At 67.6% G+C, this 24,673-nt stretch carries 24 protein-coding genes and 1 pseudogene; all 25 read right to left on the bottom strand.

The features are described 5' to 3' along the window. Positions 1-676: 676 nt before the first annotated feature. A pseudogene (dprA, locus tag ACLQ3C_RS02730) lies at positions 677-1,489 on the bottom strand (DNA-processing protein DprA); the annotation flags it as partial. Continuing rightward, positions 1,486-3,000: a YifB family Mg chelatase-like AAA ATPase gene (locus ACLQ3C_RS02725; RefSeq protein WP_425703528.1), complete on the bottom strand. Its 1,515-nt coding sequence runs from the start codon at positions 2,998-3,000 to the stop codon at positions 1,486-1,488. The gene ACLQ3C_RS02725 and the pseudogene dprA, both read right to left, overlap by 4 nt. 19 nt (positions 3,001-3,019) lie before the next feature. Beyond that, positions 3,020-3,427, bottom strand: a complete 408-nt coding sequence (locus ACLQ3C_RS02720) for a YraN family protein (protein ID WP_425703199.1) — start codon at positions 3,425-3,427, stop codon at positions 3,020-3,022. A gap of 92 nt (positions 3,428-3,519) precedes the next feature. Next, positions 3,520-3,831, bottom strand: a complete 312-nt coding sequence (locus ACLQ3C_RS02715; protein ID WP_425703197.1) for a DUF2469 domain-containing protein — start codon at positions 3,829-3,831, stop codon at positions 3,520-3,522. Further along, on the bottom strand, positions 3,828-4,565 hold the full coding sequence (locus tag ACLQ3C_RS02710) for a ribonuclease HII (RefSeq protein WP_425703195.1): 738 nt from the start codon (positions 4,563-4,565) through the stop codon (positions 3,828-3,830). Before ACLQ3C_RS02710 ends, ACLQ3C_RS02715 begins: the two co-directional genes overlap by 4 nt. Before the next feature lie 52 nt (positions 4,566-4,617). Beyond that, a complete protein-coding gene (gene lepB, locus ACLQ3C_RS02705; protein WP_425703193.1) occupies positions 4,618-5,487 on the bottom strand; it encodes a signal peptidase I in 870 nt (289 codons plus the stop codon). A gap of 18 nt (positions 5,488-5,505) precedes the next feature. Then, positions 5,506-5,847, bottom strand: a complete 342-nt coding sequence (gene rplS / locus ACLQ3C_RS02700) for a 50S ribosomal protein L19 (protein ID WP_425703191.1) — start codon at positions 5,845-5,847, stop codon at positions 5,506-5,508. Between the two features lie 214 nt (positions 5,848-6,061). Further along, a complete protein-coding gene (locus ACLQ3C_RS02695; RefSeq protein WP_425703189.1) occupies positions 6,062-7,159 on the bottom strand; it encodes a hypothetical protein in 1,098 nt (365 codons plus the stop codon). A 7-nt stretch (positions 7,160-7,166) separates the two neighbouring features. Further along, on the bottom strand, positions 7,167-7,517 hold the full coding sequence (locus ACLQ3C_RS02690; RefSeq protein WP_425703187.1) for a hypothetical protein: 351 nt from the start codon (positions 7,515-7,517) through the stop codon (positions 7,167-7,169). Further along, the gene (locus ACLQ3C_RS02685) at positions 7,514-7,855 is read right to left on the bottom strand and encodes a YbaB/EbfC family nucleoid-associated protein (RefSeq protein ID WP_425703185.1); all 342 of its coding nucleotides are present in this window, start codon (positions 7,853-7,855) and stop codon (positions 7,514-7,516) included. The genes ACLQ3C_RS02690 and ACLQ3C_RS02685 overlap by 4 nt, the downstream gene beginning before the upstream one ends. Before the next feature lie 94 nt (positions 7,856-7,949). Continuing rightward, positions 7,950-8,666: a tRNA (guanosine(37)-N1)-methyltransferase TrmD gene (trmD, locus tag ACLQ3C_RS02680; RefSeq protein ID WP_425703183.1), complete on the bottom strand. Its 717-nt coding sequence runs from the start codon at positions 8,664-8,666 to the stop codon at positions 7,950-7,952. Between the two features lie 2 nt (positions 8,667-8,668). Beyond that, complete coding sequence (gene rimM, locus ACLQ3C_RS02675) at positions 8,669-9,259, bottom strand: ribosome maturation factor RimM (protein WP_425703181.1); 591 nt, start codon at positions 9,257-9,259, stop codon at positions 8,669-8,671. Between the two features lie 11 nt (positions 9,260-9,270). Further along, entirely contained in the window at positions 9,271-9,513 is a 243-nt protein-coding gene (locus tag ACLQ3C_RS02670) for an RNA-binding protein (RefSeq protein ID WP_425703179.1), read from the bottom strand. Then, positions 9,510-9,956 carry a 30S ribosomal protein S16 gene (gene rpsP / locus ACLQ3C_RS02665; RefSeq protein ID WP_425703177.1) on the bottom strand — a complete coding sequence of 149 codons (447 nt, stop codon included), beginning with the start codon at positions 9,954-9,956 and terminating at the stop codon, positions 9,510-9,512. The genes ACLQ3C_RS02670 and rpsP overlap by 4 nt, the downstream gene beginning before the upstream one ends. Positions 9,957-10,409: 453 nt before the next feature. Next, positions 10,410-11,495: an amidohydrolase family protein gene (locus ACLQ3C_RS02660; protein WP_425703175.1), complete on the bottom strand. Its 1,086-nt coding sequence runs from the start codon at positions 11,493-11,495 to the stop codon at positions 10,410-10,412. Positions 11,496-11,503: 8 nt separating this feature from the next. Beyond that, positions 11,504-13,069 carry a signal recognition particle protein gene (gene ffh / locus ACLQ3C_RS02655; protein WP_425703173.1) on the bottom strand — a complete coding sequence of 522 codons (1,566 nt, stop codon included), beginning with the start codon at positions 13,067-13,069 and terminating at the stop codon, positions 11,504-11,506. A 79-nt stretch (positions 13,070-13,148) separates the two neighbouring features. After that, the gene (locus tag ACLQ3C_RS02650) at positions 13,149-15,740 is read right to left on the bottom strand and encodes a [protein-PII] uridylyltransferase (protein WP_425703171.1); all 2,592 of its coding nucleotides are present in this window, start codon (positions 15,738-15,740) and stop codon (positions 13,149-13,151) included. A gap of 10 nt (positions 15,741-15,750) precedes the next feature. Further along, complete coding sequence (locus tag ACLQ3C_RS02645; protein ID WP_005176661.1) at positions 15,751-16,089, bottom strand: P-II family nitrogen regulator; 339 nt, start codon at positions 16,087-16,089, stop codon at positions 15,751-15,753. Between the two features lie 6 nt (positions 16,090-16,095). Next, complete coding sequence (locus ACLQ3C_RS02640) at positions 16,096-17,493, bottom strand: ammonium transporter (RefSeq protein WP_425703526.1); 1,398 nt, start codon at positions 17,491-17,493, stop codon at positions 16,096-16,098. 287 nt (positions 17,494-17,780) lie between these two features. Continuing rightward, positions 17,781-19,337 (bottom strand): signal recognition particle-docking protein FtsY, encoded by a 1,557-nt coding sequence (ftsY, locus tag ACLQ3C_RS02635; protein ID WP_425703169.1) that lies wholly within the window; start codon positions 19,335-19,337, stop codon positions 17,781-17,783. Between the two features lie 19 nt (positions 19,338-19,356). Next, positions 19,357-22,974, bottom strand: coding sequence for a chromosome segregation protein SMC (smc, locus tag ACLQ3C_RS02630; protein ID WP_425703168.1), 3,618 nt, complete (start codon positions 22,972-22,974; stop codon positions 19,357-19,359). Between the two features lie 58 nt (positions 22,975-23,032). Next, a complete protein-coding gene (locus ACLQ3C_RS02625; protein ID WP_425703166.1) occupies positions 23,033-23,323 on the bottom strand; it encodes an acylphosphatase in 291 nt (96 codons plus the stop codon). A gap of 19 nt (positions 23,324-23,342) precedes the next feature. Then, a complete protein-coding gene (locus ACLQ3C_RS02620; RefSeq protein WP_425703165.1) occupies positions 23,343-23,807 on the bottom strand; it encodes an OsmC family protein in 465 nt (154 codons plus the stop codon). A 214-nt stretch (positions 23,808-24,021) separates the two neighbouring features. Further along, on the bottom strand, positions 24,022-24,312 hold the full coding sequence (locus ACLQ3C_RS02615) for a type II toxin-antitoxin system RelE/ParE family toxin (RefSeq protein WP_425703163.1): 291 nt from the start codon (positions 24,310-24,312) through the stop codon (positions 24,022-24,024). Further along, the gene (locus ACLQ3C_RS02610) at positions 24,309-24,542 is read right to left on the bottom strand and encodes a type II toxin-antitoxin system ParD family antitoxin (protein ID WP_425703161.1); all 234 of its coding nucleotides are present in this window, start codon (positions 24,540-24,542) and stop codon (positions 24,309-24,311) included. Before ACLQ3C_RS02610 ends, ACLQ3C_RS02615 begins: the two co-directional genes overlap by 4 nt. Positions 24,543-24,673: the final 131 nt, after the last annotated feature.

Below are 24,673 nucleotides of genomic sequence, written 5' to 3'. Positions count from 1 at the left end.
GAGGGAGCGCCTCACCTGCCTGCGCCGCTTTCGGTGGTCTTTAACCCAATGCGCAACCTGCCCGGGTTCAGGCGCGACACCTTCGTCGAGCGCCGACAGTATGGCCCGCGCGGACTCGCTTGTCACAGCGGGTAGTTCGAGCGCCTCATCGTCGACGGGACCGGCCGAGAGCCGCAGTAACTCAAGATGGTTGGGTGTGTCGCCTCCGACCGCCAACAACCACTGTCGACATTTCCGAGTCAGTTCATCCATGTGGGACCCTCTTCGACGACTAGTCTGCACCACTAGTAGGGCAGACTACTAGTGGGATTCAACCCGCTGCCAGCGAGTTCGCGAAATCTCCCATCCCGCCAACTTCGCCTCGTGACTGCCGGTGCAGGTCCGAATTGCAGCCTGTGTTCACTGACCGACTCGTCGCGCGCAGAGACCTCGGAGAATCTGGTAGGCCGAGCGTGAACAGCCCGACCGAGCAACCTCGAGTGTCGCTCGCAGAGCCGAGAATCGCGCCCGCCATGCCCTCTGTCGTCGAGCAAGACGCCCGCAACGACGCTGCCGCCGCCGACGCCTCGGGTCAGTTAGCAATCCTGCACCTGAGGCGATTTACTTCAGTCACTGACATCGATGACACTTAGATTCCGCGTTCACCTCGGCTTACGCTTGACAAGCCCCAGATAACTGTCGTGACCGGTCCGGGCACCGCACCCAGCGGCCGACCGAGCTTGACCGCCCAGGCTGCGGTGCTCACCGCCCCGGACCTGGCCCCTGCCTCGACCACGACAACCGCGTTCGACAGCGCCGCGACGAGCCGATTGCGTGTCAGGAACCGGTGGCGGGCCGCGGTGGTGTGCGGTGGGTACTCCGAGACGATGACCCCACGGTCGGCGATCTCGGCAAGCAGGCGCGAGTGTGCGGCCGGGTAGTCCCGGTCGATTCCGCAGGCCAGCACCGCCATCGTCGGTCCGCCGCTCGCCAGAGCTGAGCGGTGGGCGATGCCGTCGACGCCGAACGCGGCACCGGAGACGATGCCCCAGCCGTGGTCGACGAGTTCTCCGGCGAGCAGTCCGGTCACGTGTTCGCCGTACGAGGAGGCGGCCCGCGAGCCGACGAGTGCGATCGAGGCGGCCGCGAGATCATCGACGCGCGCGGGGCCCCGAGCCCACAACGCCAGCGGCACGCCGCCTCGCTCACCGGTGTCGGCCTGTGCCAGTGCGAGCAGCGAAAAGCCCGGCCATTCGTCGTCGTCGGGAGTGATCAGACGCGCTCCACATCGGTGCGCGACCTCGAGATCCGACGCCGACCGGTCCTCGGCGGCACGTGCCCGCGTCGCCCGCAACACCGACTCGTGGCCACGCGGCACCTGTTGCCGGGCGATGGCTGCGGCGGCATCGACGGCCCCGATCTCGGCGATCAGTGCGGTCAGCGAAACGCACGGTGGCTCGGCAACGCGGGCGAGATATGCCCACGCACGTCGTTCGGTGTCGGTCATCATCGATAGGTCCCCCGGTCGCGGTAGAGAAGTGCTTGGGCCACTTCGGTTTCGGTGGGTGCCACGCCCCCGGCCAGGTCGGTCAGCGTCCACGCGAGCCGAAGTGCGCGGTCGGCGCCGCGCGCCGTGAGCCGGCCTTCTCGCAGGCTCGCCTCCACCGGCGCCACGACGTGCGGGGGCAACCGGAAGCGCCTGCGCAACACCGGACCCGGCACTTCGGAATTGGTGCGCCACCCGTACTCCCGCCATCGTTCGGCCGCCGCACCCCGTGCCTCGGTGACCCGTTCGCGAACGGTCACACTCGATTCGCCGGTCTCGGTGGCCAATGCGGCATTGCCTGGCGGATCCATCCGCACCCGGATGTCGACCCGATCCATCAGCGGGCCCGACAACTTGCCCAGGTAGCGGCGACGCACCACCGCACTGCAGACGCACTGCACGTCACGGACCGGGGCACACGGGCACGGGTTGGCGGCGAGGATCAGTTGAAACCGAGCAGGATATTTCGCGACTCCGTCGCGCCGCGTGACTCGCACCTCGCCCTCCTCGAGTGGCTGGCGCAGCGAGTCGAGAACCTTGGCACCCATCTCGGCACATTCGTCGAGGAACAGCACCCCACGGTGTGCCAGCGACACCGCACCCGGCCGTGCCATCCCGGTTCCGCCGCCGAGGAGCGCGGTGGTCGAGGTCGTGTGGTGCGGATCGATGAACGGCGGGTCGGTGACCAGCGGCGCACCAGGGGCGAGTACACCCGCGATGGAATGGATGGCGGTGACCTCGAGCGATTCTTCGCTGTCCAAGGGCGGCAGAATGCCCGGCAACCGCCGCGCCAACATCGTCTTCCCGATGCCCGGCGGACCTGTCATCAGTAAGTGATGGCCTCCGGCAGCGGCGATTTCGAGGGCGTGGCGCGCCTGACTCTGACCGACCACGTCGGCCATGTCGGGCACCTCGACAATCAGTGGCCCCGTCGCGGAGTCGTCGACTGTGTCGAGTACGGTCGCTCCGGCCAGCCAGCGGACCACCTCGGCCAGATTACGTGCTCCGCCGACCTCCATACCCGTCACCAAGGCCGCCTCGGCGACCGTGGCCAACGGCACCACCGCCCGGGTGAAACCCGCCTTACGCGCCGCGATCACCGCGGGCAACACCCCGTGTACCGGTCTGATCCCACCGTCGAGTGCGAGCTCACCGAGCAATACCGTCGACGGCAGCTTCGCCGGTGACACCAATTCGCGCGCGGCGAGGATCGCCACGGACATCGCGAGGTCGTGCGACGAGCCACGTTTGGGCAGATCCGCCGGTGACAGACTCACGGTCACCTTCATGTCGGGAAACGCGAAGCCGGAGTTGGTGATCGCCGCGCGCAGACGTTCCTTCGCCTCCCGCAGGGACGTGTCGACGTTGCCACCGATCGTCACGCCGGGAAGGCCCTGCCCCACATTTGCCTGGACTTCGACCACGTGTGCCTCGAAGGCGTTCAGGCCCACCGAGTACGTACGTCCCAACGACATCCGCGCCGGCACGAGTTCCTCACTCGACGATACCGACATGGTGGCGCACCTCCGCCCGGTCCACCGCCGACGGACGCCCTGGGTCGAGCTGGACGGAGATGATGTCGAACCGGATCTCCGGCCACCGCATCTGCTGCTGCGCCAACCACATCCGGGTCAATCGACGCATCCGCATCAACTTGTCGTGGGTCACCGCGGCCACCGGATCGGCGAATACCCGCGACGCGCGGGTCTTCACCTCGATCACGACCAGCCGCCGACCGTCGAAAGCGATCAGATCGAGCTCTCCGTACCGATTACGCCAATTGCGCTCCAGGACCGACCAACCCAGACCACTGACGAACTCGGCCGCGAGATCCTCGCCCAACCGACCCACATCCGCCCGCCGCGAGCGAGTACGCCCGTCCCCCACAGATTCCGCTGTCATGGGGACAAGAATCGCTTGTCACCCCGACTCGCCACCCGGGATCAGACCGCGCGGAGACCTATGCTGTGGACACAAGGAACACTGTGCACAACTCAGGGTTCGTCGGGCAGTCGCAGCTCGGGCTTTTCGAGTTCTTCGATGTTGACGTCCTTGAAGGTGAGCACCCGCACCTGCTTGACGAAGCGCGCCGGCCGGTACATGTCCCATACCCAGGCATCGTTCATGCGCAGTTCGAAGTAGACCTCGCCCTCGGCGTTGCGGGGCACCAGTTCGACGGCGTTGGCAAGGTAGAAGCGGCGCTCGGTCTCGACCACATAGGTGAACTGGCCGACGATGTCCTTGTATTCGCGATACAGGGACAACTCCATCTCGGTTTCGTACTTCTCGAGATCCTCAGCGCTCATCCTGTAAGCCTATCGCGGGACACCTGCTCGTCGGTGTCGGGAGCGGCGGGTCCGCCCACGGATATTTGTGGCTCGGCCGGGGCGCGCAGCCGCCTCGATGCGACATTCCGGTAGGACATCCGGTGTTGCGGTGACGGTCCCAGCTCGTCGAGGCGGGACATGTGCAGCGCGGTGCTGTACCCCTTGTGTACGCCGAAGGAGTAGCCGGGCAACTCGCCGTCCATCGTGACCATCATGCGATCGCGGGTCACCTTGGCGAGGATGCTGGCCGCGGCGATACACGCGGCCGCACCGTCGCCGCCGATCACCGGCAGCGAGGGCACGGTCAGGCCGGGCACCGCGAATCCGTCGGACAACACGTAACCCGGCGCCACCTCCAGGCCGGCGACTGCGCGTCGCATGCCCTCGATATTGGCGACGTGGATTCCGATGCGATCGATCTCTTCGGCTTCGACGACGACCACCGACCATGCCTGCGCGTGGCGGGTGACTGCCCGATAGAGCCTCTCCCGGGTGATCTCGGTGAGCTTCTTGGAGTCGTCGAGATCGGCGAGGGAACTCGGCTGCGTCGGCCGGAGCACACATGCGGCGACAACCAACGGTCCGGCGCAGGCTCCACGGCCGGCCTCGTCGACTCCCGCGACCGGACCCAATCCGCCGCGGTGCAGGGTGAACTCGAAGGTCCGCAAGCCGGCGGCGCGGCGAACCTGCACGCGTGGGGGCCACCGACTCATCGCGACGACCCGGTGGCGATACACATGGCGCTGGTGTTCATCGGACTGGCGGTCACGGCTGCGGATCGACCGAGTCCACACCGCCCATCCGTGAGAACGGATAGATGATGAATTGCGTCTTGCCGCGGATGTCGTCGACGGGGACGGTGCCACCGTAGTTCGCGCCGTTGGCATCTTGGATGTGATAGCGCGAATCGGAGGAGCGCGTACGGTTGTCGCCCATCACGAAGACCTGATTTGCGGGCACCTTGATCGGCCCGAAGTCGGCTCCGAGACAACTGTTGAGGGAGCCGCTCGAGGTGATCGCCTCCGGCCGGACGAAGCCGTTGGCCAGGTTCTGCCGCTGTAGATCCATGTTGATGTACGACTCGTGCAGTGCCTTGCCGTCGACCTTCACCCCGACGCCCTCGTCGTTGCGGCATTCGATGGTCTGCCCGCCCACGGCGATCACACGCTTGACGTAGTCGTTCTCGTTGGGTGGCGCGAAGCCGAACCACGACAACGCGTCCTGGAGACGGTGCACCACCACATTCGACGAACGTGGTGACGCCCACCCGCTCTCACCCCACTCGTCGGGCACCTTGAACACGACGACGTCACCGGGTTCGGGATCGCCGAAGGTGTACGACAGCTTGTCGACGAAGATCCGATCATTGGTGCATCCGGAGCAGCCGATGAGCGTCGATTCCATCGACTCCGACGGTATCACGTACTGCCGACCGATGAAGGTCTGCAGAATCCAGCTGATCAGCAGGACGCAGACGACGATGATGATCGTCTCGCGCAGCAGCGAACCCTTCTTCTTCTCGGGTTTGTCGCTCTTGGTACGCCAGGGCCGTCGCGCCGTCGAGGGCTCGTCGGACTCATCGGCGGCCGCGCGGGCACGCTCGTCGCCGGCGTCGGCGTGATTGGTGTCAGCCACGTCGTCAGGGTAGACGCGTCAGCGCTTTTCCTTGATCTTGGCGGCCTTACCGCGCAGATCACGCAGGTAGTAGAGCTTGGCGCGCCGCACGTCACCACGGGTGAGGACGTCGATCTTGGCGATATTGGGGCTGTGGATCGGGAACGTGCGCTCCACGCCGACACCGAAGGACACCTTGCGGACGGTGAAGGTCTCGCGGATGCCGCCGCCCTGGCGGCGGATCACGACGCCCTTGAATATCTGCACGCGCTCCTTGGCACCCTCGATGACCTTGACGTGGACGTCAAGGGTGTCACCGGGACCGAATTCGGGGATATCGTCGCGCAACGACTGCTTGTCGAGAGAGTCCAGGATGTTCATGTGTCGTGGTCCTTGTTCTTGCTTGGCGTGAACAGAGGAACCTGGCGGCCCCACCCGGTGCCTGACCCAGGCAGGGTTGGGGTTCGACCGGTTCGTGCTCCGAGTCATGGCGTGTACTGACGGCGCGTCCGTACGGACCGCCACCAGGCAACCCGACTATTGTGCCAGATGCACCCCTGGGCGACGAAATCGCCGGTCGGTGGACCACGACCGATCACCTCTCCGGGGCATTGCGCTGCCGCGGCGCGAGCAGCGGGCGAATTCCCGCATCGGCAAGTGCGGCACGTGCCGCCGGGGTCGGCGGCTGCGTCGACGCGACGGCCAGCGGCACCAGTCCGGCGCGCATCATGTGGTCCAGGACCGCGACCTGTGGGTCACGACCGTCACCGACGAGTTCTTCTGCTGCCCGCAACACCATCCCGACCCGCAGGTACGGCACCGGATCACTGGTGGCAACAACCACGATCCGCCCGTTCTGCCGATCGTCTCCGACGCCGACGGCGGTCTGCACCCACGAAGCGACGTCATCGGGCAACGACGCCTGCACCGCGGCGGCGCGTCTCATGATCGCATCGCACTCGGCGCGGGTGAGCTCGGGCGGTTCGTCGTCGTCGATGCCCATCTGCGTCCGCTCCGCAGACGCGGCGCGGATCGCCCGGCCACCTGCCGCGCCTGCGCCCGCCGCGGCCGCACCCATCCCCGCGAAGCCGGCCATCGGCATCATGGCGCTCGTCGCGGCCCCCGCCGGCGCGCCGACCTGCCCGTCGTGATCGCCCGCGCTCTGGTGGGCGGCCGCCGTGTCGGCGGATTGCTCGGCGTAGTCGTCTCCGGCCGCGGTCAAGGCGAGTCGTCCGGCGCTCGCCGCCCGAACGGCAAGGGTGTCGTCGCCGAGGGCGGCCCCGATCTCGCCGAGCAGTCGGTCTCGATCGACGATGGCGGCGATGAGTTCGACCCGGTGCCGGGCGGTGACGGTCAGATCGGCGAAGGCGACGGTCCCCGCGGCCATGGCGGTCAGCTCGTCGACCAGCCCGCTCAGCCCCTCGGCACCGGCCCCGAGGAGGCGATCGCGGCCGTCGAGGACTGCCCGCGGGAATCGGCCCACGGAACACTCGACGTCCCGGTGCATCGCCTCGATGTCGCGTGCGATCTCCTGCACCCGCCGGCCCAGCCCATCCAGTCCGGCCGCGACCGCGCGCAGGGCCTCGTCGTCGCTGGTGGGCCAGCAGCCGGGTACCGATTGCTCGACGAGCGTTCGCGCATCGGGAGACGCCGACACCTCACCACCGGGCGCCCTCGGGCTCTGCTCGGCCATGGGTCGATCAGCTCGTGCCGGACGCATCGACGCCTGCGCCGGGACCCGATAGGTGCCGGGCCGCCCGGGCATCGGTGTCGTCGAGGCGACGCGCACCATCGCCGACGAGGACCGCATGGTCGCCGACACGTTCGGCAGCGGCGGTCACCGACGCCGCCAGAGCCGTGGTGGTGGCGATGACACCGCCGCGGAACCGTTGGGCACCGACATCGTCCCCCAACGCCGAATCCAGCTGTGCCAGCAGCACTTCGAGATCGGCACGGGCATCACTCAGCCGATGCGCGAGGCCCCGGAGCCGGTGAGCGAGCACGTCCAGAGCATGGGCGTCGACATCGACGCCGCCGAGTTCAGTGCTCATCGGGCGGTGACTTCCACGTCGGCGAGGCCGGGTTCGGCGCCGGCGGCTGCGCTGAGGAGCACCTCACGACGATCCCGCAGGCTGCGATCGGCGGCGGCGACAAGTCCGGTGATCATCTCCGACAGTTGCTCACTTCGGTACCGGCGCATTGCCACCGGAGCCATCTCGAGCCCGATGAGCATGCCCCGGGCGTTCACGGTGACCGTCACCGATCGGTCCGCGCTCGTCGCCCGGGCGGTGAGGCCGGCAAGCGCGTCGGCCGCCCGCCGGATCTCGGCACGCTGCCGGTCGACCTCGTCGAGCATGTCGGCCCAACGAACACCATCGAATTCCCCCACTGCCGCCTCCCCCGGTCGCGTCGCCCCGCGAGTCGGCGGCGTGCGCGAATTGCCCGAGTTTATCCCCAGAACGCGGTGTTCGCCGGAGATCGATTCACAGGTCGGGGCCCGCGCCGCGCTCTCCGGGGTCGCAATCGGGCAGCAGATCCGGGCGGCGTGCGCGGGTGCGCTGCAGCGACTGATCGTGGCGCCAGCGGGCGACCTTCGCATGATCACCCGAGAGCAGCACCGGCGGGACCGGCAGGTCGCGCCACACCTCGGGCCGGGTGTAGCTGGGCCCCTCGAGCAGTCCGTCGGAAAAGGAATCCTCCTGATGGGAGCGGGGATTGCCGAGGACGCCCGGCATCAACCGGACGGTGGCCTCGATCATCGCCATCGCGGCGACCTCACCACCGATGAGAACGAAATCGCCGAGCGAGACCTCCTCGACCCGGACCCGGCGTGCGGCATCGTCGAAGACCCGCTGATCGATGCCTTCATAGCGGCCGCAGGCGAATACCAGATGTGTCTGCTCGCTCCAACGCGCAGCGGTGGCCTGCCGGAACGGGACGCCGGCCGGGGTGGGGACCACAAGCACGGCGTCGTCGGGGCACACCGCGTCGAGGCAGGGGCCCCACACATCCGGCTTCATCACCATGCCCGGGCCGCCGCCGTAGGGCGAATCGTCGACGCTGCGGTGGACGTCATGAGTCCACTCACGCAGGTCGTGCACCTCGACGTCGAGAAGTTCACGCTCAATGGCTTTGCCCAGCAACGCCACTCGCAGAGGCTGCAGATACTCGGGAAAGATCGTGACGATGTCGATCCGCACCGTCAGCGCGCCTCGCCGTCGGGCGCCGGGGTACCGGCAGTCGGGATATCGGAGTCATCACCTAGTTCGTCGTGATCACCTAGTTCGTCGATGAGCCCCTCCGGTGGGTCGATCACGATCCCGTCGAGACCGACCGTCGGCACGATCTCGCGCACGAACGGTACGAGGATCTCTCGTTGATCAGGGGTTCGGACGAGCAGGATGTCGTTGGCCGGCAGATGCAGCACGGAGTCGACGATCCCCACGTCGGCGCCGTCGATCGTGGTCACCGCCACACCCTCGAGTTCGTGATCGTAGAAGGAATCGGGATCGTCCCCGGAATCGACCTGCGAACTGTCGACGAGGAACAGGGTGCCCCGCAGGGCGTCGGCGGTCGAACGGTCGGTGGCCTCGGCCAGCGACAGCAACAGCCGCCCGGAATGTTCCCGGGCGGCTGTCACCGTGAAGGTGCGCTCGCCGGCGCCACGCGGCAACCGGCCATGCAGGGTCGCACCCGGCGCGAATCGCTCCTGCGGTTCGTCGGTGCGGATATCGACGACGAGTTCGCCGCGAACGCCGTGGGATTTGACCACCCGGCCCACCACGAGCTCCATTGCGCGACTGATCAGCGGTCGGTGTCGACGATATCGACACGCATCCCGCGGCCACCGATCCCGGCAACCAGGGTGCGCAGCGCGGTGGCGGTCCGGCCGTTGCGGCCGATCACCTTGCCCAGATCCTCGGGATTGACGTGGACCTCGACGAGTCGGCCCCGTCGTCCGGTGATCAGATCGACGCGTACGTCATCGGGGTTGGACACGATGCCGCGGACGAGATGTTCCACGGCGTCGGCGGCCACAGCGCTCACGCCTGGTCCTTGGCGGCGGTCTCGTCAGCGGCGTCGGCCGGCGCATCGGCCTTCTTGGCGGGCTTCTTCTTGGGGGTGGTGGCCTCGGCGGCGGGCGCACTGTCGGCCGCGGCCAGCGCCGCGTTGAACAGGTCGAGCTTCGAGGTCTTGGGCTCGGCGACCTTCAGGGTGCCCTCGGCACCCGGCAGTCCCTTGAACTTCTGCCAGTCACCGGTGATCTTCAGGATGGCGGCGACGGGCTCGGTCGGCTGGGCGCCGACACTCAGCCAGTACTGGGCGCGCTCGGAATCGACCTCGATGAAGCTCGGGTCTTCCTTCGGGTGGTACTTGCCGATGGTCTCGATGGCGCGGCCGTTGCGGCGGGTGCGCGCGTCGGACACGATGATGCGGTACTGCGGGTTACGGATCTTGCCGAGCCGCGTGAGCTTGATCTTGACAGCCATGTCTTCTTCTTTCGTGGCCACTGCGCAATTCAGCGACCCCACCGGTTGTGGGGCCCGGTTTTGCGATCTGTATCGGTGTGACCGTCGGGCGGTACGTAACCGGGTCCGACGAACCAGCGGTTCATTCTGCCAGACCGACCCGAGGGAAAGAAACCGACCCGAGGGAAAGAAATCGAGTAACGCGCGCCACCCGCCAGGTCCGGGGTGCAGACATGCGGTTACCCACCCCGCGAAAGGTAACCGCATGTCCGACTTTCTCTCGACCCGCCTCGCGTCCGCGGCGGTCGGACCCACCCCTTGACCGGGCCGCCCAGATGACCCGGATGCTGTTGCAGGCTGGTCACGCCTGCAATGCATCTGTGACCCTACCGAAGAGTAAGTATGGGTATCAACGGACAGCTGGTGATTTGAATCACATTTGAACCGGGACGGAATAGATCCGTGACGCACCCTTCAGAGGTGAAGCCCGGAGCACACGATCGCCTGCGGATGGCGCAGGATACCGAGGTCGGTCGCCGGGTTGGCATCGAAGACGAGGAAGTCGGCACGGTCGCCGTGCGCGAGGAGTCCGGCCCTCAGCCAGCGCCGCGGTTCGGTGCTCGCCGCGGCCAGCGCGCCCCGCGCGCCGAGCCCGATGCCGGCCAACCGTTCGACCTCGTCGACGATGCGGCCATGTTCGACGAAACCCCCGGCGTCGGTGCCGGCGAACATGGTCACGCCGGCCTCCCGCGCCGCGGCGAAGACGTCGATGGCGTTGGCGTGCAGAGCGCGCATGTGGGCGGCGTAGGTCGGGAACCGATCTGCGCCGTCGGCGATCCCCGGAAAGTTGTCGACTTGAATCATGGTGGGAACCAAGGCAATCGACCGATCAACCAACAAATCGAGATGGTCGGTCCGCAGCCCGGTGCCATGTTCGATGCAGTCGACCCCGGCCGCGATCAGATCATCGAGTGCGTCGGTGCCGAAGACATGCGCGGTGATCCGCGCCCCGTGATCGTGTGCCACGCGCACCGCCGCCTCGAGCTGCCCGCGCTCCCACAACGGCGCAAGATCGCCGGCCTCGCGGTCGATCCAATCACCGACGATCTTGACCCAGCCGTCGCCGTTGGCGGCCTGCCGGGCGACCTCGTCGGCAAGATCGTTCGGATCGGCCAGATCGACACCGTAGTCGCGAAGGTATCGCTTGGGCCGGGCGATGTGTTTTCCCGCTCGGATGAAGCGCGGGCAGCGCGGGTCATCGTCGAGTGGATGGGTGTCCACCGGTGATCCGACCTCACGGATCAGCAAGGTGCCCGCGGCGACGTCCTGGCGTGCGAAGTTCCGCGCCTGCTCGATCGTGACGCCCAGTCCGGGCGCGATCCCCACGTGGTTGTGGGCATCGACGAGTCCCGGAAGGATCCACGAACCGTCGGCGACGGTGAGCGCGCCGGGCACCTTCGCCAGCGAGATGCGGCCGTCGACAACCCACAGTTCGACAGGTTCGTCGGTGATCGGGTCGCGCCCCCGGTAGTGCCGGGCCGCGACGTCCTCGCCGGGCACCGCCTGAACTACTTCTTCTTCGGCTGCTGGAATTGCGACACGTCGATGCCCTCGAGACCCGGCGGGAGCTGGTCCAGACCGGCGGGCATATTCGACAGATCCGGGAATCCACCCGGCATGCCCGGGAACCCGCCGCGCACCTTCGGTGGGGTGGGTCCGCGGCCCTTGCCCTTGCCCTTCTTTCCCTTGCCCTTCTTCCGGTTCGTCTTGCGGCCCGGACCCATCATCCGGCCCGACATCTGCGCCATCATCTTGCGTGCCTCGAAGAATCGATCGACCAGCTGATTGACCTCGGTGACCGTCACACCCGAACCGTTGGCGATCCGCAGGCGCCGCGAGGCGTTGATCATCTTCGGGTTGTCGCGCTCGGCGGGCGTCATGCCCCGGATGATCGCCTGCACCCGATCGAGCTGCTTGTCGTCGACCTGAGACAGCGCCTCTTTCATCTGCCCCGCGCCGGGCAGCATTCCGAGAATGTTGCCGATCGGGCCCATCCGGCGAATCATCTGCATCTGTTCGAGGAAGTCCTCGAGGGTCAGCTCGCCCTGGCTGATCTTGGCGGCGGCCTCCTCGGCCTGCTGCGCGTCCCAGTGTTCTTCGGCCTGCTCGATGAGCGAGAGCACATCGCCCATGCCGAGGATGCGGCTCGCCATCCGGTCGGGATGGAAGACATCGAAGTCCTCGAGCTTCTCGCCGGAGGAGGCGAACATGATCGGGCGGCCGGTGACCTCTCGTACCGACAGCGCCGCACCGCCGCGGGCGTCACCGTCGAGCTTGGTCAGCACGACACCGGTGATCCCGACCCCTTCGGCAAAGGCCTCGGCCGTGGTGACCGCGTCCTGACCGATCATCGCGTCGACGACGAACAGCACCTCGTCTGGCGCGGTGGCGTCCCGGATGTCGGAGGCCTGCTTCATCAGATCGGCGTCGATGCCCAGGCGGCCGGCGGTGTCGACGATGACGACGTCGTGGTGTCTGGTCCGCGCCTCGGCGACACCACCCCGCGCGACCGCTACCGGGTCGCCGGCGGTGACCCCAAGCGAGTTCCCGTCGGCGGGTGCGGTCTCGCCGGCGATGCTCGTGCCCGGATGCGGCGCGAACACCGGCACCCCGGCGCGCTCACCGACGATCTGCAGCTGCGATACCGCACCGGGACGCTGCAGGTCACAGGCCACGAGCAGCGGGGTATGTCCCTGCTTCTTGAGCCAGGCGCCCAGCTTCCCGGCGAGCGTCGTCTTACCGGCGCCCTGCAGACCGGCCAGCATGATGACAGTGGGCGGGGTCTTGGCGAACCGTACGCGCCGCGTCTCGCCGCCGAGGATGCCGACGAGTTCCTCGTTGACGATCTTGACGACCTGCTGCGCGGGATTCAGCGCCGCCGCGACCTCGGCACCCTTGGCGCGTTCCTTGATGCGTGCGATGAAGGCACGGACGACCGGCAACGAGACGTCGGCCTCGAGCAGTGCGAGCCGGATCTCGCGGCAGGTGCGGTCGATGTCGGCGTCGGAGAGCCGGCCCTTGCCGCGCAGGTCCTGTAACGCACCGGTCAACCGATCGGAGAGGGAGTCGAACATTCCACCATCTTTCCATGACCGCCGCACCGCATGCCCGATGCGGGTGCGGATATGCGACGCCCGGCGGGCCGAAGTGCGCTCAGCTGATGGGCACGCCGGATCTACCTGTGCCGCCGTAGCTGTCCGGACCCCCGTCGTCGGATTCGGTCCGCGGCCGCGGTGGCGGGCACACGGCCAGCACCGCGTCGGCGAGCTCGGACCGCCGCTGCGGGGTGTCGCGCCCCAACACCAGGCAGAACGTGTCGACGACGGTGTTGCCCAGAGTGGCGACCTTGGCCCACCGCACACTCACTCCGGCATGTTCGATGACGTCGCTCACCCGGCTCAGCAATCCGAGACGGTCGTCGGTGCGCAATTCCATCAGTACCCCGCCGTCGACCGTCGACTCCGCCCACAACACCCGCGACGGCGCCATCGCGAACAGTGCGGGCACCGCATTGGTGGCCACCGTGGCCGGGTCGTCGGACGCGTGGCCCGTGCCGGCCACCGATCCCGGAGATGCGGCGACCGTGCCGATAGTCGGTGTCGGCGACTCGAGTTCGCGCTTGTCGAGGCGCTCGAGCACACTGAACTTGCCCTCGACGGTCGCCATCAACTGTTGTCGCAGCAGCCCCGCCTCGGGCGGCGTACCGAACACCGGAACCACCTGAAAGCTGTTGACGGCCCGGCCCTGATGACTCTGCACCGCCGCCGACAACGACCGCAGTCCGTTCAGCGCCAGTACCCCGGCCATCTTCGACAACGTGCCCGGCCGGTCCGGTGCGACCATCAGTACCGAGTACGTGTGCAGACCGTCGGAGGGGACGAGTCTGACGGCGAACTCGCCGCTCTGCGCCAGCGCGACCATCTCGTCGGTCAACGGTTCGGGCACGGGTAGTTCACCGCCATCGAGCAGACGCGTTGCCCGACGCACCAATTCGTTGATCAGCGAGGCTTTCCAGTCACCCCACACGCCCGGGCCGGTCGCGAGCGAATCCGCCTCGGCCAGCGCTGCGAGCAGCTCCAGCAGCATCCGGTTGTGCCCGAGCTTCTCGACGACCTCTTCGGCCGTCGCCGGATCGTCGAGGTCCCGTCGGGTCGCGACGGTCGGCAGGAGCAGATGGTGGCGAACCATCTGCGACAGCAGCATCACATCCTGCGGCCAGAGCCCGATCCGACTGCCGACCTGGATGGCGAGTTCCGCGCCGACGACCGAATGGTCTGCGCCACGGCCCTTTCCGAGATCATGGATCAGTGATCCGAGTAGCAGCAGATCCGGCCGGGTGACGCGGGTGGTCATCGCACTGGCATGGACCGCGGTCTCGACGAGGTGGCGATCAACCGTCCACGTGTGGATGGCGTCGCGCGGCGGCAGATCCCGGACCGCACCCCACTCCGGCAACAACCGTCCCCACAGCCCGGTGCGATCGAGCGCCTCGATCGGCGCGACCATGTGCGACCCCGCACCGAGCAACAAGAGCAGATCGCCGAGCGCGTCGCTGGGCCATGGCTCACGCAACTCCGGTGCATAGTCGGCCAGCCTGGCCAGCGTGGACGCGCTGATCGGTAGACCCGTCCGTGCCGACGACGCCGCGACACGCAGGATCAGCCCCGGGTCCTTACTCGGAATCGCATTGCGCGCCAACACGATCTCGCCATTGTGTTCAACGACCCCCTCGTCGAGGGGTCGCCGGATCGGCGAGCGGCGGAGCTTGGCGAGCCCACGTCGGGGCAATGCGTTGCCTGCCGTGCGCAACCCGACGTCGGTGGAGTATCCGATGGTGCGCGCCGCGTCACTGATGAGCCTCGCAAGCTCGAACCGATCCCCGATGCGCAATGCGGCACCGATCTCGTCGGCGTCCTGTGCGCGGACCTGCTCGCGGGCGCGCCCGGCAATCCGATGCAGCTCGGTACGGATGTCGAGGAGCCGGTGATAAGCCAACTGCGGTCCCGCCCCGGGCGAGTCCGGGCGCAAGCTCGCCATCCCATCGGTCAGTTGGGCGATCGACAAGGCGCCGAGTAGCTGCACGTCGCGCAGACCTCCGCGGCCGTTCTTGAGATCCGGCTCGGCGCGGTGGGCGATGTCGCCACTGCGCCGCCACCGCTCCCGCGCATGTTCGACGACCGCCGGGAACCTGGTGCGGATCTCCGAGCGCCACTGCTGCCGGACCCCACCGATGAGCAACGCGGACAGATCCTCGTCGCCCGCGATGTGGCGGGCCTCGAGCAGCCCGAGCGCCGCTGTGATGTCGTCGGAGGCGACCTGCAGCGCCTGCGGCACCGTCCGCACACTGTGATCGAGCGCAATGTTGGCGTCCCACAACGGATACCAGAGTCCGTCGGCGACCTCCGACACCCGTTCGGGCGACTGGTCCTCGTACAGCAGGATCAGGTCGAGGTCGGAGTACGGGAGCAACTCGCCACGGCCGAGTCCACCGACGGCCACGATGGCCAGTCCGCTGCCGGGTTTGATCCCGAGTTCGGCACCCTTGCTGGTGAGCCAGAATTCGTGCAGGTCGACCAGCACCTGCCGCAGTCCTGCGGCATCAAGTCGATTGGGTCCCGACGCCGCGGTCAGCTGGCGTCGGGTGGCGGCGAGATCGGTTGCCGCAACCGGTGTCTGGGAAGGACGCGGCCCCGCGCCCGATTCATCGTCGGGCGCGGGGCCGTGACCGGTGTTCACGAAGGGCATCGACCCTGCGCTACAGTGCGTCGGCGCCGCGTTCGCCGGTGCGGACGCGAACGACCGACTCCACCGGCGATACCCAGACCTTCCCATCGCCGATCTTGCCGGTGCGGGCGGCCTCGACGATCACGTCGACGACTTTGTCCACGGCAGCATCATCGACGACGACCTCCACCCGAACCTTCGGGACGAAGTCCACCGAGTATTCGGCGCCACGATAGACCTCGGTGTGGCCCTTCTGACGGCCGTAACCCTGGACCTCACTGACGGTCATGCCCAGGATTCCGGCCTGCTCGAGCCCTGCCTTGACATCTTCGAGCGTGAACGGCTTCACGATTGCGGTGATCAGCTTCACTGTGGATCATGCCTCCTTGCCGGCACCAATGACGCCTGCCTGAGCGAAGGGCGAGCCCCCGCTGATCGGCGCGAAGTCATATGCGGATTCTGCGTGCTGCGATTCGTCGAGACCCTGAGCCTCATCGGCGTCGTCCGTACGGAGACCGATGGTGAACTTGATCACGGCTGCGATTATTGCAGTGGCGATGGCCGAATAGGCCAATACGGCACCTGCGCCGAGCACCTGACGCCACAGCTGATCCCAACCACCACCGTAGAAGAGACCGTCAACGGCGGCCGGGGCCTTCTTGGTGGCCAGGAAGCCGATCAGCACGGTACCGAGGATACCGCCGACCATGTGAACACCGACGACATCGAGCGAGTCGTCATATCCGAGTTTGTACTTCAGACCCACGGCCAGTGCGCAGATGATGCCGGCGAGCACGCCGATGATCAGTGCACCCCAGATGTCCACCGAAGAACATGACGGCGTGATGGCCACGAGTCCCGCGACGATGCCCGACGCGGCACCCAGGCTGGTCGCATGGCCGTCACGGATGCGCTCGGTGATCAGCCAGCCGAGCATCGCTGCCGCGGTCGCGACCGTCGTGGTGATGAAGGTCGAGCCGGCGACGCCGTTGGCCGAGGTCGCCGAGCCGGCGTTGAAGCCGTACCAGCCGAACCACAGCAATCCGGCACCGAGCATGGTGAAGGGCAGGTTGTGCGGCCGCATCGGGGTCTTCGGCCAGCCCTTGCGCTTTCCGAGGAACAGCACCAGAACCAGACCGGCGACGCCGGCGTTGATGTGGACGGCCGTACCACCGGCGAAGTCGATCGCCTTGAGGTTGTTGGCGATCCAGCCACCCTTCTCTGCGGTGATGCCGTTGAAGGCGAAGACCCAGTGGGCCACCGGGAAGTATACGATGGTCGACCAGAGGACGGTGAATGCTGTCCATGCACCGAACTTCATCCGGTCGGCCACCGCACCGGAGACCAGGGCGACCGTGATGATGGCGAACATCAACTGGAACGCCACGAAGACCATCGCCGGAATCGTGCCGAAGATCGGAATTTCGACCGCCGGCGACGCCGCGGTCTGCGTTGCGGGATCGGCGGCCACCGCTGCGGTACCGTTGACGCCCGCGAGCAGGTTCTTCAGCCCGAAGTATTCACCCGGATCGCCGAGCAGTCCGCCGTTATTCGTTCCCAGGATGTCGTTGCCGAACGCCATCGAGAACCCGTATATCGTCCAGAGCACGGTGACGATTCCCGCCGACAACGCACTCATCATCATGATGTTCAGGACGTTCTTCGCGCGGACCATGCCGCCGTAGAAGAACGCCAGACCGGGCAACGTCATACATAAGACGAGCGCCGAACTGGCCAACATCCAGGCTGTGTCGCCCGAATCCGGCACACCCATAGTGGGGAAAGCCACTAGTCTCCTCCTCATCCCACCGCTCACAGGCCGCGGTTTTGACCTGGAGAGAAGATTGCTTGGTGTTTGTTTCGGCGAGAGCTATTCGTCGTTTCCGATGTGTGAACCAGCGGGCAGTTTATATTTCGTAGATGTTAACTCCCTGGTCGGTATGCAGCGGTGCGCATGATTGTGCAGCAGACAATCACACGTTCACGCATCGATGAAGCCGTCAACGCCGGCACCCGGGAGTCGGAGGACAAGAGGTGGGTGACGTCAGCGGCGTGCGTGGTTCAGAGAAGCGCGTCGACGAACGCGCCCGGCTCGAAGGGCGCCAGATCGTCGGCGCCCTCCCCCAGCCCGACCAACTTGACCGGGACACCGAGCTCTTCCTGCACGTGGAAAACGATGCCGCCCTTGGCCGTACCGTCGAGCTTGGTCAGGACCACACCGGTGATGTCGACGACGTCGGCGAAGACCCGGGCCTGGGTCAGGCCGTTCTGGCCGACGGTGGCATCGAGGACGAGCAGGACCTCGTCGACCGGCGCCTTCTTCTCCACGACGCGCTTGACCTTGCCGAGCTCGTCCATCAGGCCGGTCTTGGTGTGCAACCGTCCGGCGGTGTCGATCATGACGACGTCGACGCCCGACTCGATACCTTTGGCGACCGCGTCGAAGGCGACCGATGCCGGATCGGCCTGTTCGCGCCCACGCACGATCTCGGCACCGACACGCTCGCCCCAGGTCTGTAACTGATCTGCCGCCGCCGCCCGGAAGGTGTCGGCAGCGCCGAGCAGGACGCGTCGGCCGTCGGCGACGAGCACGCGAGCGAGTTTGCCGGTGGTGGTGGTCTTCCCGGTGCCGTTGACACCGACGACCAGGACAACGGCCGGCGTCCCGGCGTGCGGAAGCGCCCGCACCGAGCGGTCCATCTCCGGATGCAACTGGGCGACGAGCACTCGCCGCAGCAGCGCCCGGGCCTCCTCGGCGGTGCGGACCGGATGGGTGGCGAGCTCGGTGCGCAATCGTTCTACGACCGCGCTCGTCGACGCGGCTCCGAGGTCGGCCATCACCAGGGTGTCCTCGATCTCCTCCCAGCTGTCCTCGTCGAGGTCGCCGGCCCCGAGCAGCCCGAGCATGCTCTTGCCGATGGCGCCCTGCGAGCGGGACAGCCGGCCCCGCAGACGTCCGAGACGTCCGGCGGTGGGTTCGATCTCCTCGCGCGGCGGGACCACCGTCGCATCCGCCGCGTCGGTCGGGGCGGTAGCCGGAGCACTGTCGGCGGTGGCCGGAGCACTGTCGGCGGTGGCCGGAGCACTGTCGGCGGTGGCCGGAGCACTGTCGGCGGTAGCCGGAGCACTGTCGGCGGTAGCCGGAGCACTATCGGCGGTGGCCGGAGCACTGTCGACGGCATCCGGAGCGGTAGCGACGACGTCGGGGGCGCCGTCGACGACATCCGGAAGGGTGACGTCGGTCATGCCACGCTGCGTGGAGTCGCGCGGGATCGACGCGTCGTCACCGACGCCCGGCTGACCGTCGGTCTCGGTACGTTCGGCCTCGGTACGTTCGGCCTCGGTACGTTCGGCATCCGTGCGCTCTACCGAAGGCGTGACCGGCTCGGCCGGTGGGACCGCCGTCGTCCCGGCACCGCCCTGAGTGAACGTGAACCCCGATCCGGCCTGGTAGCCGCCGGATCTGTCGACCTGCGGCTTGCTCCCGTCGATCACCTGGGTGTCGGACTGGTCGGTCAGCGAGACCCGGCGGCGCCGCGCGAGCACGATGCCCGCCACGATGATCGCGAGGATCACGACCACCGCTACGACGATGCCGATGATGATTTCGGTGTTCACTGCTGCATTGGTCCTGTTCTCAATCGGAGCCGGGTTCGGCGGGGGCGGTCGCGGTGACCGGGATGTCCATCCCGCGCAGCCGCTGCGAGATCACCGTGGTGATCCCGTCGCCGCGCATGCTCACGCCGTAGAGCGCGTCGGCGACCTGCATCGTCGGCTTCTGGTGGGTGATGACGATCAGCTGTGATCGTTCGCGCAGTTGCTCGAACAAGCTGATCAGGCGCCGCAGGTTGGTGTCGTCGAGAGCCGCCTCGACCTCGTCCATGACATAGAACGGCGAGGGCCGCGCCCGGAAGATGGCCACCAGCATCGCCACCGCGGTCAGCGACTTCTCACCGCCGGACAGCAGCGACAGACGTTTGACCTTTTTACCCGGCGGCCGGGCCTCGACCTCCACACCGGTGGTCAGCATGTTGTCTGGTTCGGTCAGCACCAGACGTCCTTCACCACCGGGGAACAGCGTGGAGAACACCTGGGCGAATTCGCGCTCGACATCGGCGTAGGCCTCGGTGAACACCTGGAGGATGCGCCCGTCGACGTCCTCGATCACCGACATCAGGTCCTTGCGCGCGGCCTTGACATCCTCGAGCTGTGCCGAGAGAAAGGTATACCGCTCCTCGAGCGCGGCGAACTCCTCCAGTGCGAGCGGATTCACCTTGCCCAGTGTGTTGAGGTCCTTCTGCGACTTCTTGGCACGTGCCTCCTGGGCGGCCCGCTCGTAGGGCATCGGGGCCGGCGCGACCACCTGATCACCCCTGGCCTTGGCGGCCTCGTACTCTGCCACCTCCAACGCGGACGGCGGCATCGGGACATCCGGCCCGTACTCGGCGATGAGGTCGTCGGGGGCCATCGCGAACTGCTCGAGGACGTGCTCCTCGAGCTGTTCGATCCGCAAACTGGCCTGCGCGCGCGCGACCTCATCGCGGTGCACGGCGTCTTTGAGTGTACTCAGGCGCTGCGACAGCACATTGACACGACTCTTGAGTTCGTCGACGGCCGCCGTGCGGTGGGCCCGGACCCGTTCGAGCTCGTCACGTCCGGCCTGCGCCGTCGCGACCGCAGCCGCCACCCGTTCGGTCACCTCGGCCGCCGATACGGCAACCGCCGCGGCGACTGTCGCCGCCTGTCTGCGCGCTTCCTGTTGGCGGCGCGCACTCTCACGCGCATCGCGCTCGCGCTGCGCTGCCCGGCGCAGCGAGTCGGCGCGCCCGCGGACCGACGAAAGCCGTTCCTCGGCGGTGCGCATCGCCAGACGCGCCTCCATTTCGGCGGCCCGTGCGGCAGCCACCGCCTCTGCGGCCATCGTCCGGTCGCCGGAGTCGGCGTCGTCTGTGGGTTGCTCGGCCCCCTCATCCCGCGCGAGCGCCAGACGTTGTTCGAGCTCGTCGAGCTTCGCGGTCGTCTCGGCACGACCGGTCTCGACGAAGGTGCGTTGCCGGGTCAGCCGGTCGCCTTCGTCCTGCGCCGCCCGGATCTCCTGGCCCAACCGGGCGAGCTGTTCGTAGGCGCCGCCGACCGCGCTGTCGGATTCGTGTAGGCCCGCCAGTGCCTCCTCGGCGGCCTCCCGGCGCTCCTGCTGTTCGGCCAGCGCACCCTGCAACGCGGCGCCGAGTTCTTCGAGGCGACGCCGGGTGGCAGCAAGATCGCCGGTGGCCGTATCGATCGCCGACTGCACCTCGAGCGTTGACGGCCGATGCGCCGAACCACCCTCGACCGTCGCACGCGACACCCGGTCGCCATCGCGTGTCACCGCACGCACACCGAGTTCGACGGTCACGCCGACCGCCGACGCCGCGGTGTCCACCACGACGGTGTCGGCCAGGATCGCTTCCACCGCACCGCGGATCGACGGCGCGCAGCTCACCACCGACGATGCCCATGCCACACCTTCGGGCAGACGGCCTGCCGGCGCGGACGCGTCCTCGGCGAGCCCGCCGAGGATCATCGATGCCCGGCCGCCGTCCCCGGCCTTCAAGGCCTCGAGCGCCCGCAATGCCGATGCCGGGTCGGCCGCAGCGATCGCGTCGACCGCACCGCCGAGGGCGGCGGCAATGGCGGCCTCGTAGCCGGGTTCGACGGTGATCAGTTCCGATATCGGCCCGAGCAGACCGTCCGCGGAGTTCTCCAGCAGCCAGGCACCACCGTCACCGCGCTCCAGACCCACCGACAACGCCTCGATGCGGGCTGTCAGTGACGCGATCCGCTGTTCGGTCTCGCGATCCTCCGCCTGCAAGGTCGCGGCCCGCTCGTTGGACAGGTTGAGGGCGGTGACGCACCGTTCGTGATGGTCGTCAAGGCTCTTCTCCGAGGCCTCGAGTTCGCCGAGCGATTGTGCCACCACATCTTGCTGCGTCTGCGCGGCCTGCGCCCGCTGCGCCGCAGCGGCGATTGCTGCGGTCAGTCGTGCGGTCTCGGCGTCGATGGAATCCGCCTTGGTCCGCAGACTGTCGACCTGCCCCTCGAGGCGGGCCAGACCTTCGCGGCGGTCGGCGATCGCGCGGACCGCGGCCATATGGGCCTGCTCGGCGGCCGCGCCGGCACGTTCTCGCTCGGCGAGCTCGTCCTGGGTTCCTTCCAGGAACTCTGCTGAGCTCTCGAGAGCCGCCTGCATCTGCGCCTCGTTCTCGGCGGCGTCGTCGGCCTGTCGGTCCAGTTCCTCAGGGTCGGGGCCGGTCGTACCGGACACCGGTTCGTCGAGATAGCGGGTGCGTTCGGCCGCGACGCGCGCGGTGGCGTCGACTCGTTCGGCCAACGCCGACAGGGTGAACCAGGCCTGTCCGGCCGCCTCGGCGGCGGGCACGATCTGCGCGAGGTGCTCCTCGTGATCGGCGAGTTCACCGGTCACGGCGTCGAGTTCGGCCGACACCTCGTCCTGCTCGCGGCGGATACCGTCCTCGACCTGGGTGTGCTGGGCCATCTCACCGCGCCGGGTCACCAGGTCGTCGGCGGCGAGGCGCAGCCGGGCGTCGCGCAGATCGGCCTGGATCGTCTGCGCGCGCCGGGCGACCTCGGCTTGTCGGCCCAACGGTTTGAGCTGGCGGCGCAATTCGGCGGTCAGATCGCCCAGTCGATCCAGATTCGCCTGCATCGACTGGAGTTTGCGGACGGCCTTTTCTTTGCGCTTGCGATGTTTGAGAACCCCGGCGGCCTCTTCGATGAAGGCACGCCGGTCCTCCGGCCGGGACTCCAGGATCGCGGCGAGCCGACCCTGACCGACGATGACATGCATCTCGCGCCCGATGCCCGAGTCCGACAGCAACTCCTGCACATCCATCAGCCGGCACGAGTTGCCGTTGATCTCGTATTCGCCGGCGCCGTCACGAAACATGCGGCGGGTGACCGACACCTCCGAGTACTCGATGGGCAACGCGCCGTCGGAGTTGTCGATGGTGAGCGTGACCTCGGCGCGGCCCAGGGGCGGGCGACCCGAGGTGCCCGCAAAGATGACGTCCTCCATCTTCCCGCCGCGTAATGCCTTGGCGCCCTGCTCCCCCATCACCCAGGTCAGAGCGTCGACGACATTCGACTTGCCGGACCCGTTGGGCCCGACGACACACGTGATCCCGGGCTCGAACCGCAAGGTGGTCGCCGACGCGAAGGACTTGAAGCCCTTGAGAGTAAGCGACTTGAGGTGCACGACCGTACAGCCTACCCACCTCCGACGGACCTCGAGACGGGCCGGCGCCGGTCGACTCCTACTTCTCCACGAACCCGGTCAGATCCCCACGCGGCGCGTCGTAGCTGTCGACGACCAGGTCGACGCGCCCCGGCGTCGCATCCGACCGCAACGCGTCGACGAGGACGTCCACCGCCGCCTGCGGCCCCTGCGCGACCACGAGCACCCGGCCGTCCGGCTGGTTCGCGGCATAGCCGACGAGCCCGAGTTCCAATGCCCGCGAGCGTGTCCACCAGCGGAACCCCACCCCCTGGACATGTCCGTGTACGTAGGCGGTGAGCCGCACGTCACCGGCGTCGTCGTCGCTCATGCAGCCTGCTCCCCTGCCGTCACTCGGTGTCGATACGCAGATCGACCTCGGCGCCCGCCTTGATGGTGCGGCCCACCGTGCAGACCGCACCGATCGCACGCTCGACGACCACCAGGAGCCGCTGCGCCGCCTCCGGATCGAGTTCGGAGAGATCCACCTCCAGCACTTCCTCGAGCCGCGGATACACCTCGTTCTCGCGGTCGGCGGCCCCATCGACACGGATGGTCGCGTCGTAGTCGTCACCCAGGCGCCGCGACAGCGGCCGGTCCGACGACATCCCGGTGCACGCGGCCAGCGCGATCTTCAGCAGCTCACCCGGCGTGAAGACACCCTCGACGTCCTCGGAGCCGATGAGAACCTCGGCGCCCCGCGAACTGTGACCGGTGTAGCGCCGGGTTCCGCTGCGCTGCACCCACAGCTCGGTGTGCGGCTTCCCGGAATGACCTCCGGGCTGCGAACTCTCGGCGTGTTGCTCGACGGTCATCGTGACGGGGCTCCTTCGGGTACTGGCCGGACCGGGTCGGTGGCTTCGGTGTCGGCAACGCCGACGGTGGCTTCGGTGTCGACAACGCCGACGGTGGCTTCGGTGTCGACAACGCCGACGGTGTCGCTCGCCTTCCCTGTTCGCCGAGCGCTTTCGAGCCGCGAGACATCAGCGCGAGAGGCGCCACACACCCACGGGGGATCCTACGTCCGCATCAAAGGTGACGGCCCGGGTCCATGTGCTGGTGCAGGATCCGGATCACGTCCACGCCGTCGGAACGCTCCACGTAGAAGAGCAGGTGGCTGCCGATGCCGTACCGACGGTACCCATGGCGGATCTCATCGCACGCAAGACCGCGACGGGGGTCGGCCGCGATGCGCTCGATCGCCGCCCCGATCTCCGTCACGTACGTCTCGGCCTGGCCGACGTCCCAGCGCTCCTCGGTGAAGTCCCAGATCGCCGAGAGATCACGCTGCGCCGCCGGGGTGAGGCGGTATCCCGTCACGACTTCTTGGCTGCGATGAAGGCATCGAAGTCGAAGTCCTCCGGCGCGCCGCTCTCCTCGCCTGCGACGAGGGCGGAGTGGAGCGCTGCCAGCTGCGTCTCCCGATCCTCCAGAAGCCGCAGACCAGCGCGGACGACCTCGCTTGCGGACCGGTAGCGGCCCGACGCGACCTCTCGCGAAAGGAAGTCCGAGAAGTGGGCGTCAAGGCTGATCGAAGTATTCTGAGCCACATCGAGACAATACCAAAAATTGGTACTCCACTGTCCGTCTGCCTCGTTCAACGCAACGCAGGCCTGCACGGCACGAGCCGCTCTGGAAGACACCAGATCTTCGTCATTGCACGTGCAGGGCGTCGAATCGA

Origin of the sequence: Gordonia sp. DT30 (genome assembly GCF_049844915.1) — a bacterium.
GTDB lineage: Bacteria > Actinomycetota > Actinomycetes > Mycobacteriales > Mycobacteriaceae > Gordonia.
Note: the sequence above shows the minus strand (reverse complement) of the source record. Positions and strands in the feature narration are given on the sequence as shown.

What these genes read in the sequence shown, in the direction of transcription:
- ACLQ3C_RS02695 (WP_425703189.1), bottom strand. Translation starts at nt 7,159, where the DNA reads ATGGCCGAGCAGAGCCCGAGGGCGCCCGGTGGTGAGGTGTCGGCGTCT.
- ACLQ3C_RS02640 (WP_425703526.1), bottom strand. Translation starts at nt 17,493, where the DNA reads ATGGGTGTGCCGGATTCGGGCGACACAGCCTGGATGTTGGCCAGTTCG.
- ACLQ3C_RS02625 (WP_425703166.1), bottom strand. Translation starts at nt 23,323, where the DNA reads ATGAGCGACGACGACGCCGGTGACGTGCGGCTCACCGCCTACGTACAC.
- ACLQ3C_RS02650 (WP_425703171.1), bottom strand. Translation starts at nt 15,740, where the DNA reads ATGCCCTTCGTGAACACCGGTCACGGCCCCGCGCCCGACGATGAATCG.
- ACLQ3C_RS02710 (WP_425703195.1), bottom strand. Translation starts at nt 4,565, where the DNA reads ATGAGTCGGTGGCCCCCACGCGTGCAGGTTCGCCGCGCCGCCGGCTTG.
- ACLQ3C_RS02715 (WP_425703197.1), bottom strand. Translation starts at nt 3,831, where the DNA reads ATGAGCGCTGAGGATCTCGAGAAGTACGAAACCGAGATGGAGTTGTCC.
- ACLQ3C_RS02620 (WP_425703165.1), bottom strand. Translation starts at nt 23,807, where the DNA reads ATGACCGTCGAGCAACACGCCGAGAGTTCGCAGCCCGGAGGTCATTCC.
- rpsP (WP_425703177.1), bottom strand. Translation starts at nt 9,956, where the DNA reads ATGGCTGTCAAGATCAAGCTCACGCGGCTCGGCAAGATCCGTAACCCG.
- ACLQ3C_RS02720 (WP_425703199.1), bottom strand. Translation starts at nt 3,427, where the DNA reads ATGACAGCGGAATCTGTGGGGGACGGGCGTACTCGCTCGCGGCGGGCG.
- rimM (WP_425703181.1), bottom strand. Translation starts at nt 9,259, where the DNA reads ATGGAGCTCGTGGTGGGCCGGGTGGTCAAATCCCACGGCGTTCGCGGC.
- ffh (WP_425703173.1), bottom strand. Translation starts at nt 13,069, where the DNA reads ATGTTCGACTCCCTCTCCGATCGGTTGACCGGTGCGTTACAGGACCTG.
- ACLQ3C_RS02690 (WP_425703187.1), bottom strand. Translation starts at nt 7,517, where the DNA reads ATGAGCACTGAACTCGGCGGCGTCGATGTCGACGCCCATGCTCTGGAC.
- ACLQ3C_RS02725 (WP_425703528.1), bottom strand. Translation starts at nt 3,000, where the DNA reads ATGTCGTTGGGACGTACGTACTCGGTGGGCCTGAACGCCTTCGAGGCA.
- rplS (WP_425703191.1), bottom strand. Translation starts at nt 5,847, where the DNA reads ATGAACATCCTGGACTCTCTCGACAAGCAGTCGTTGCGCGACGATATC.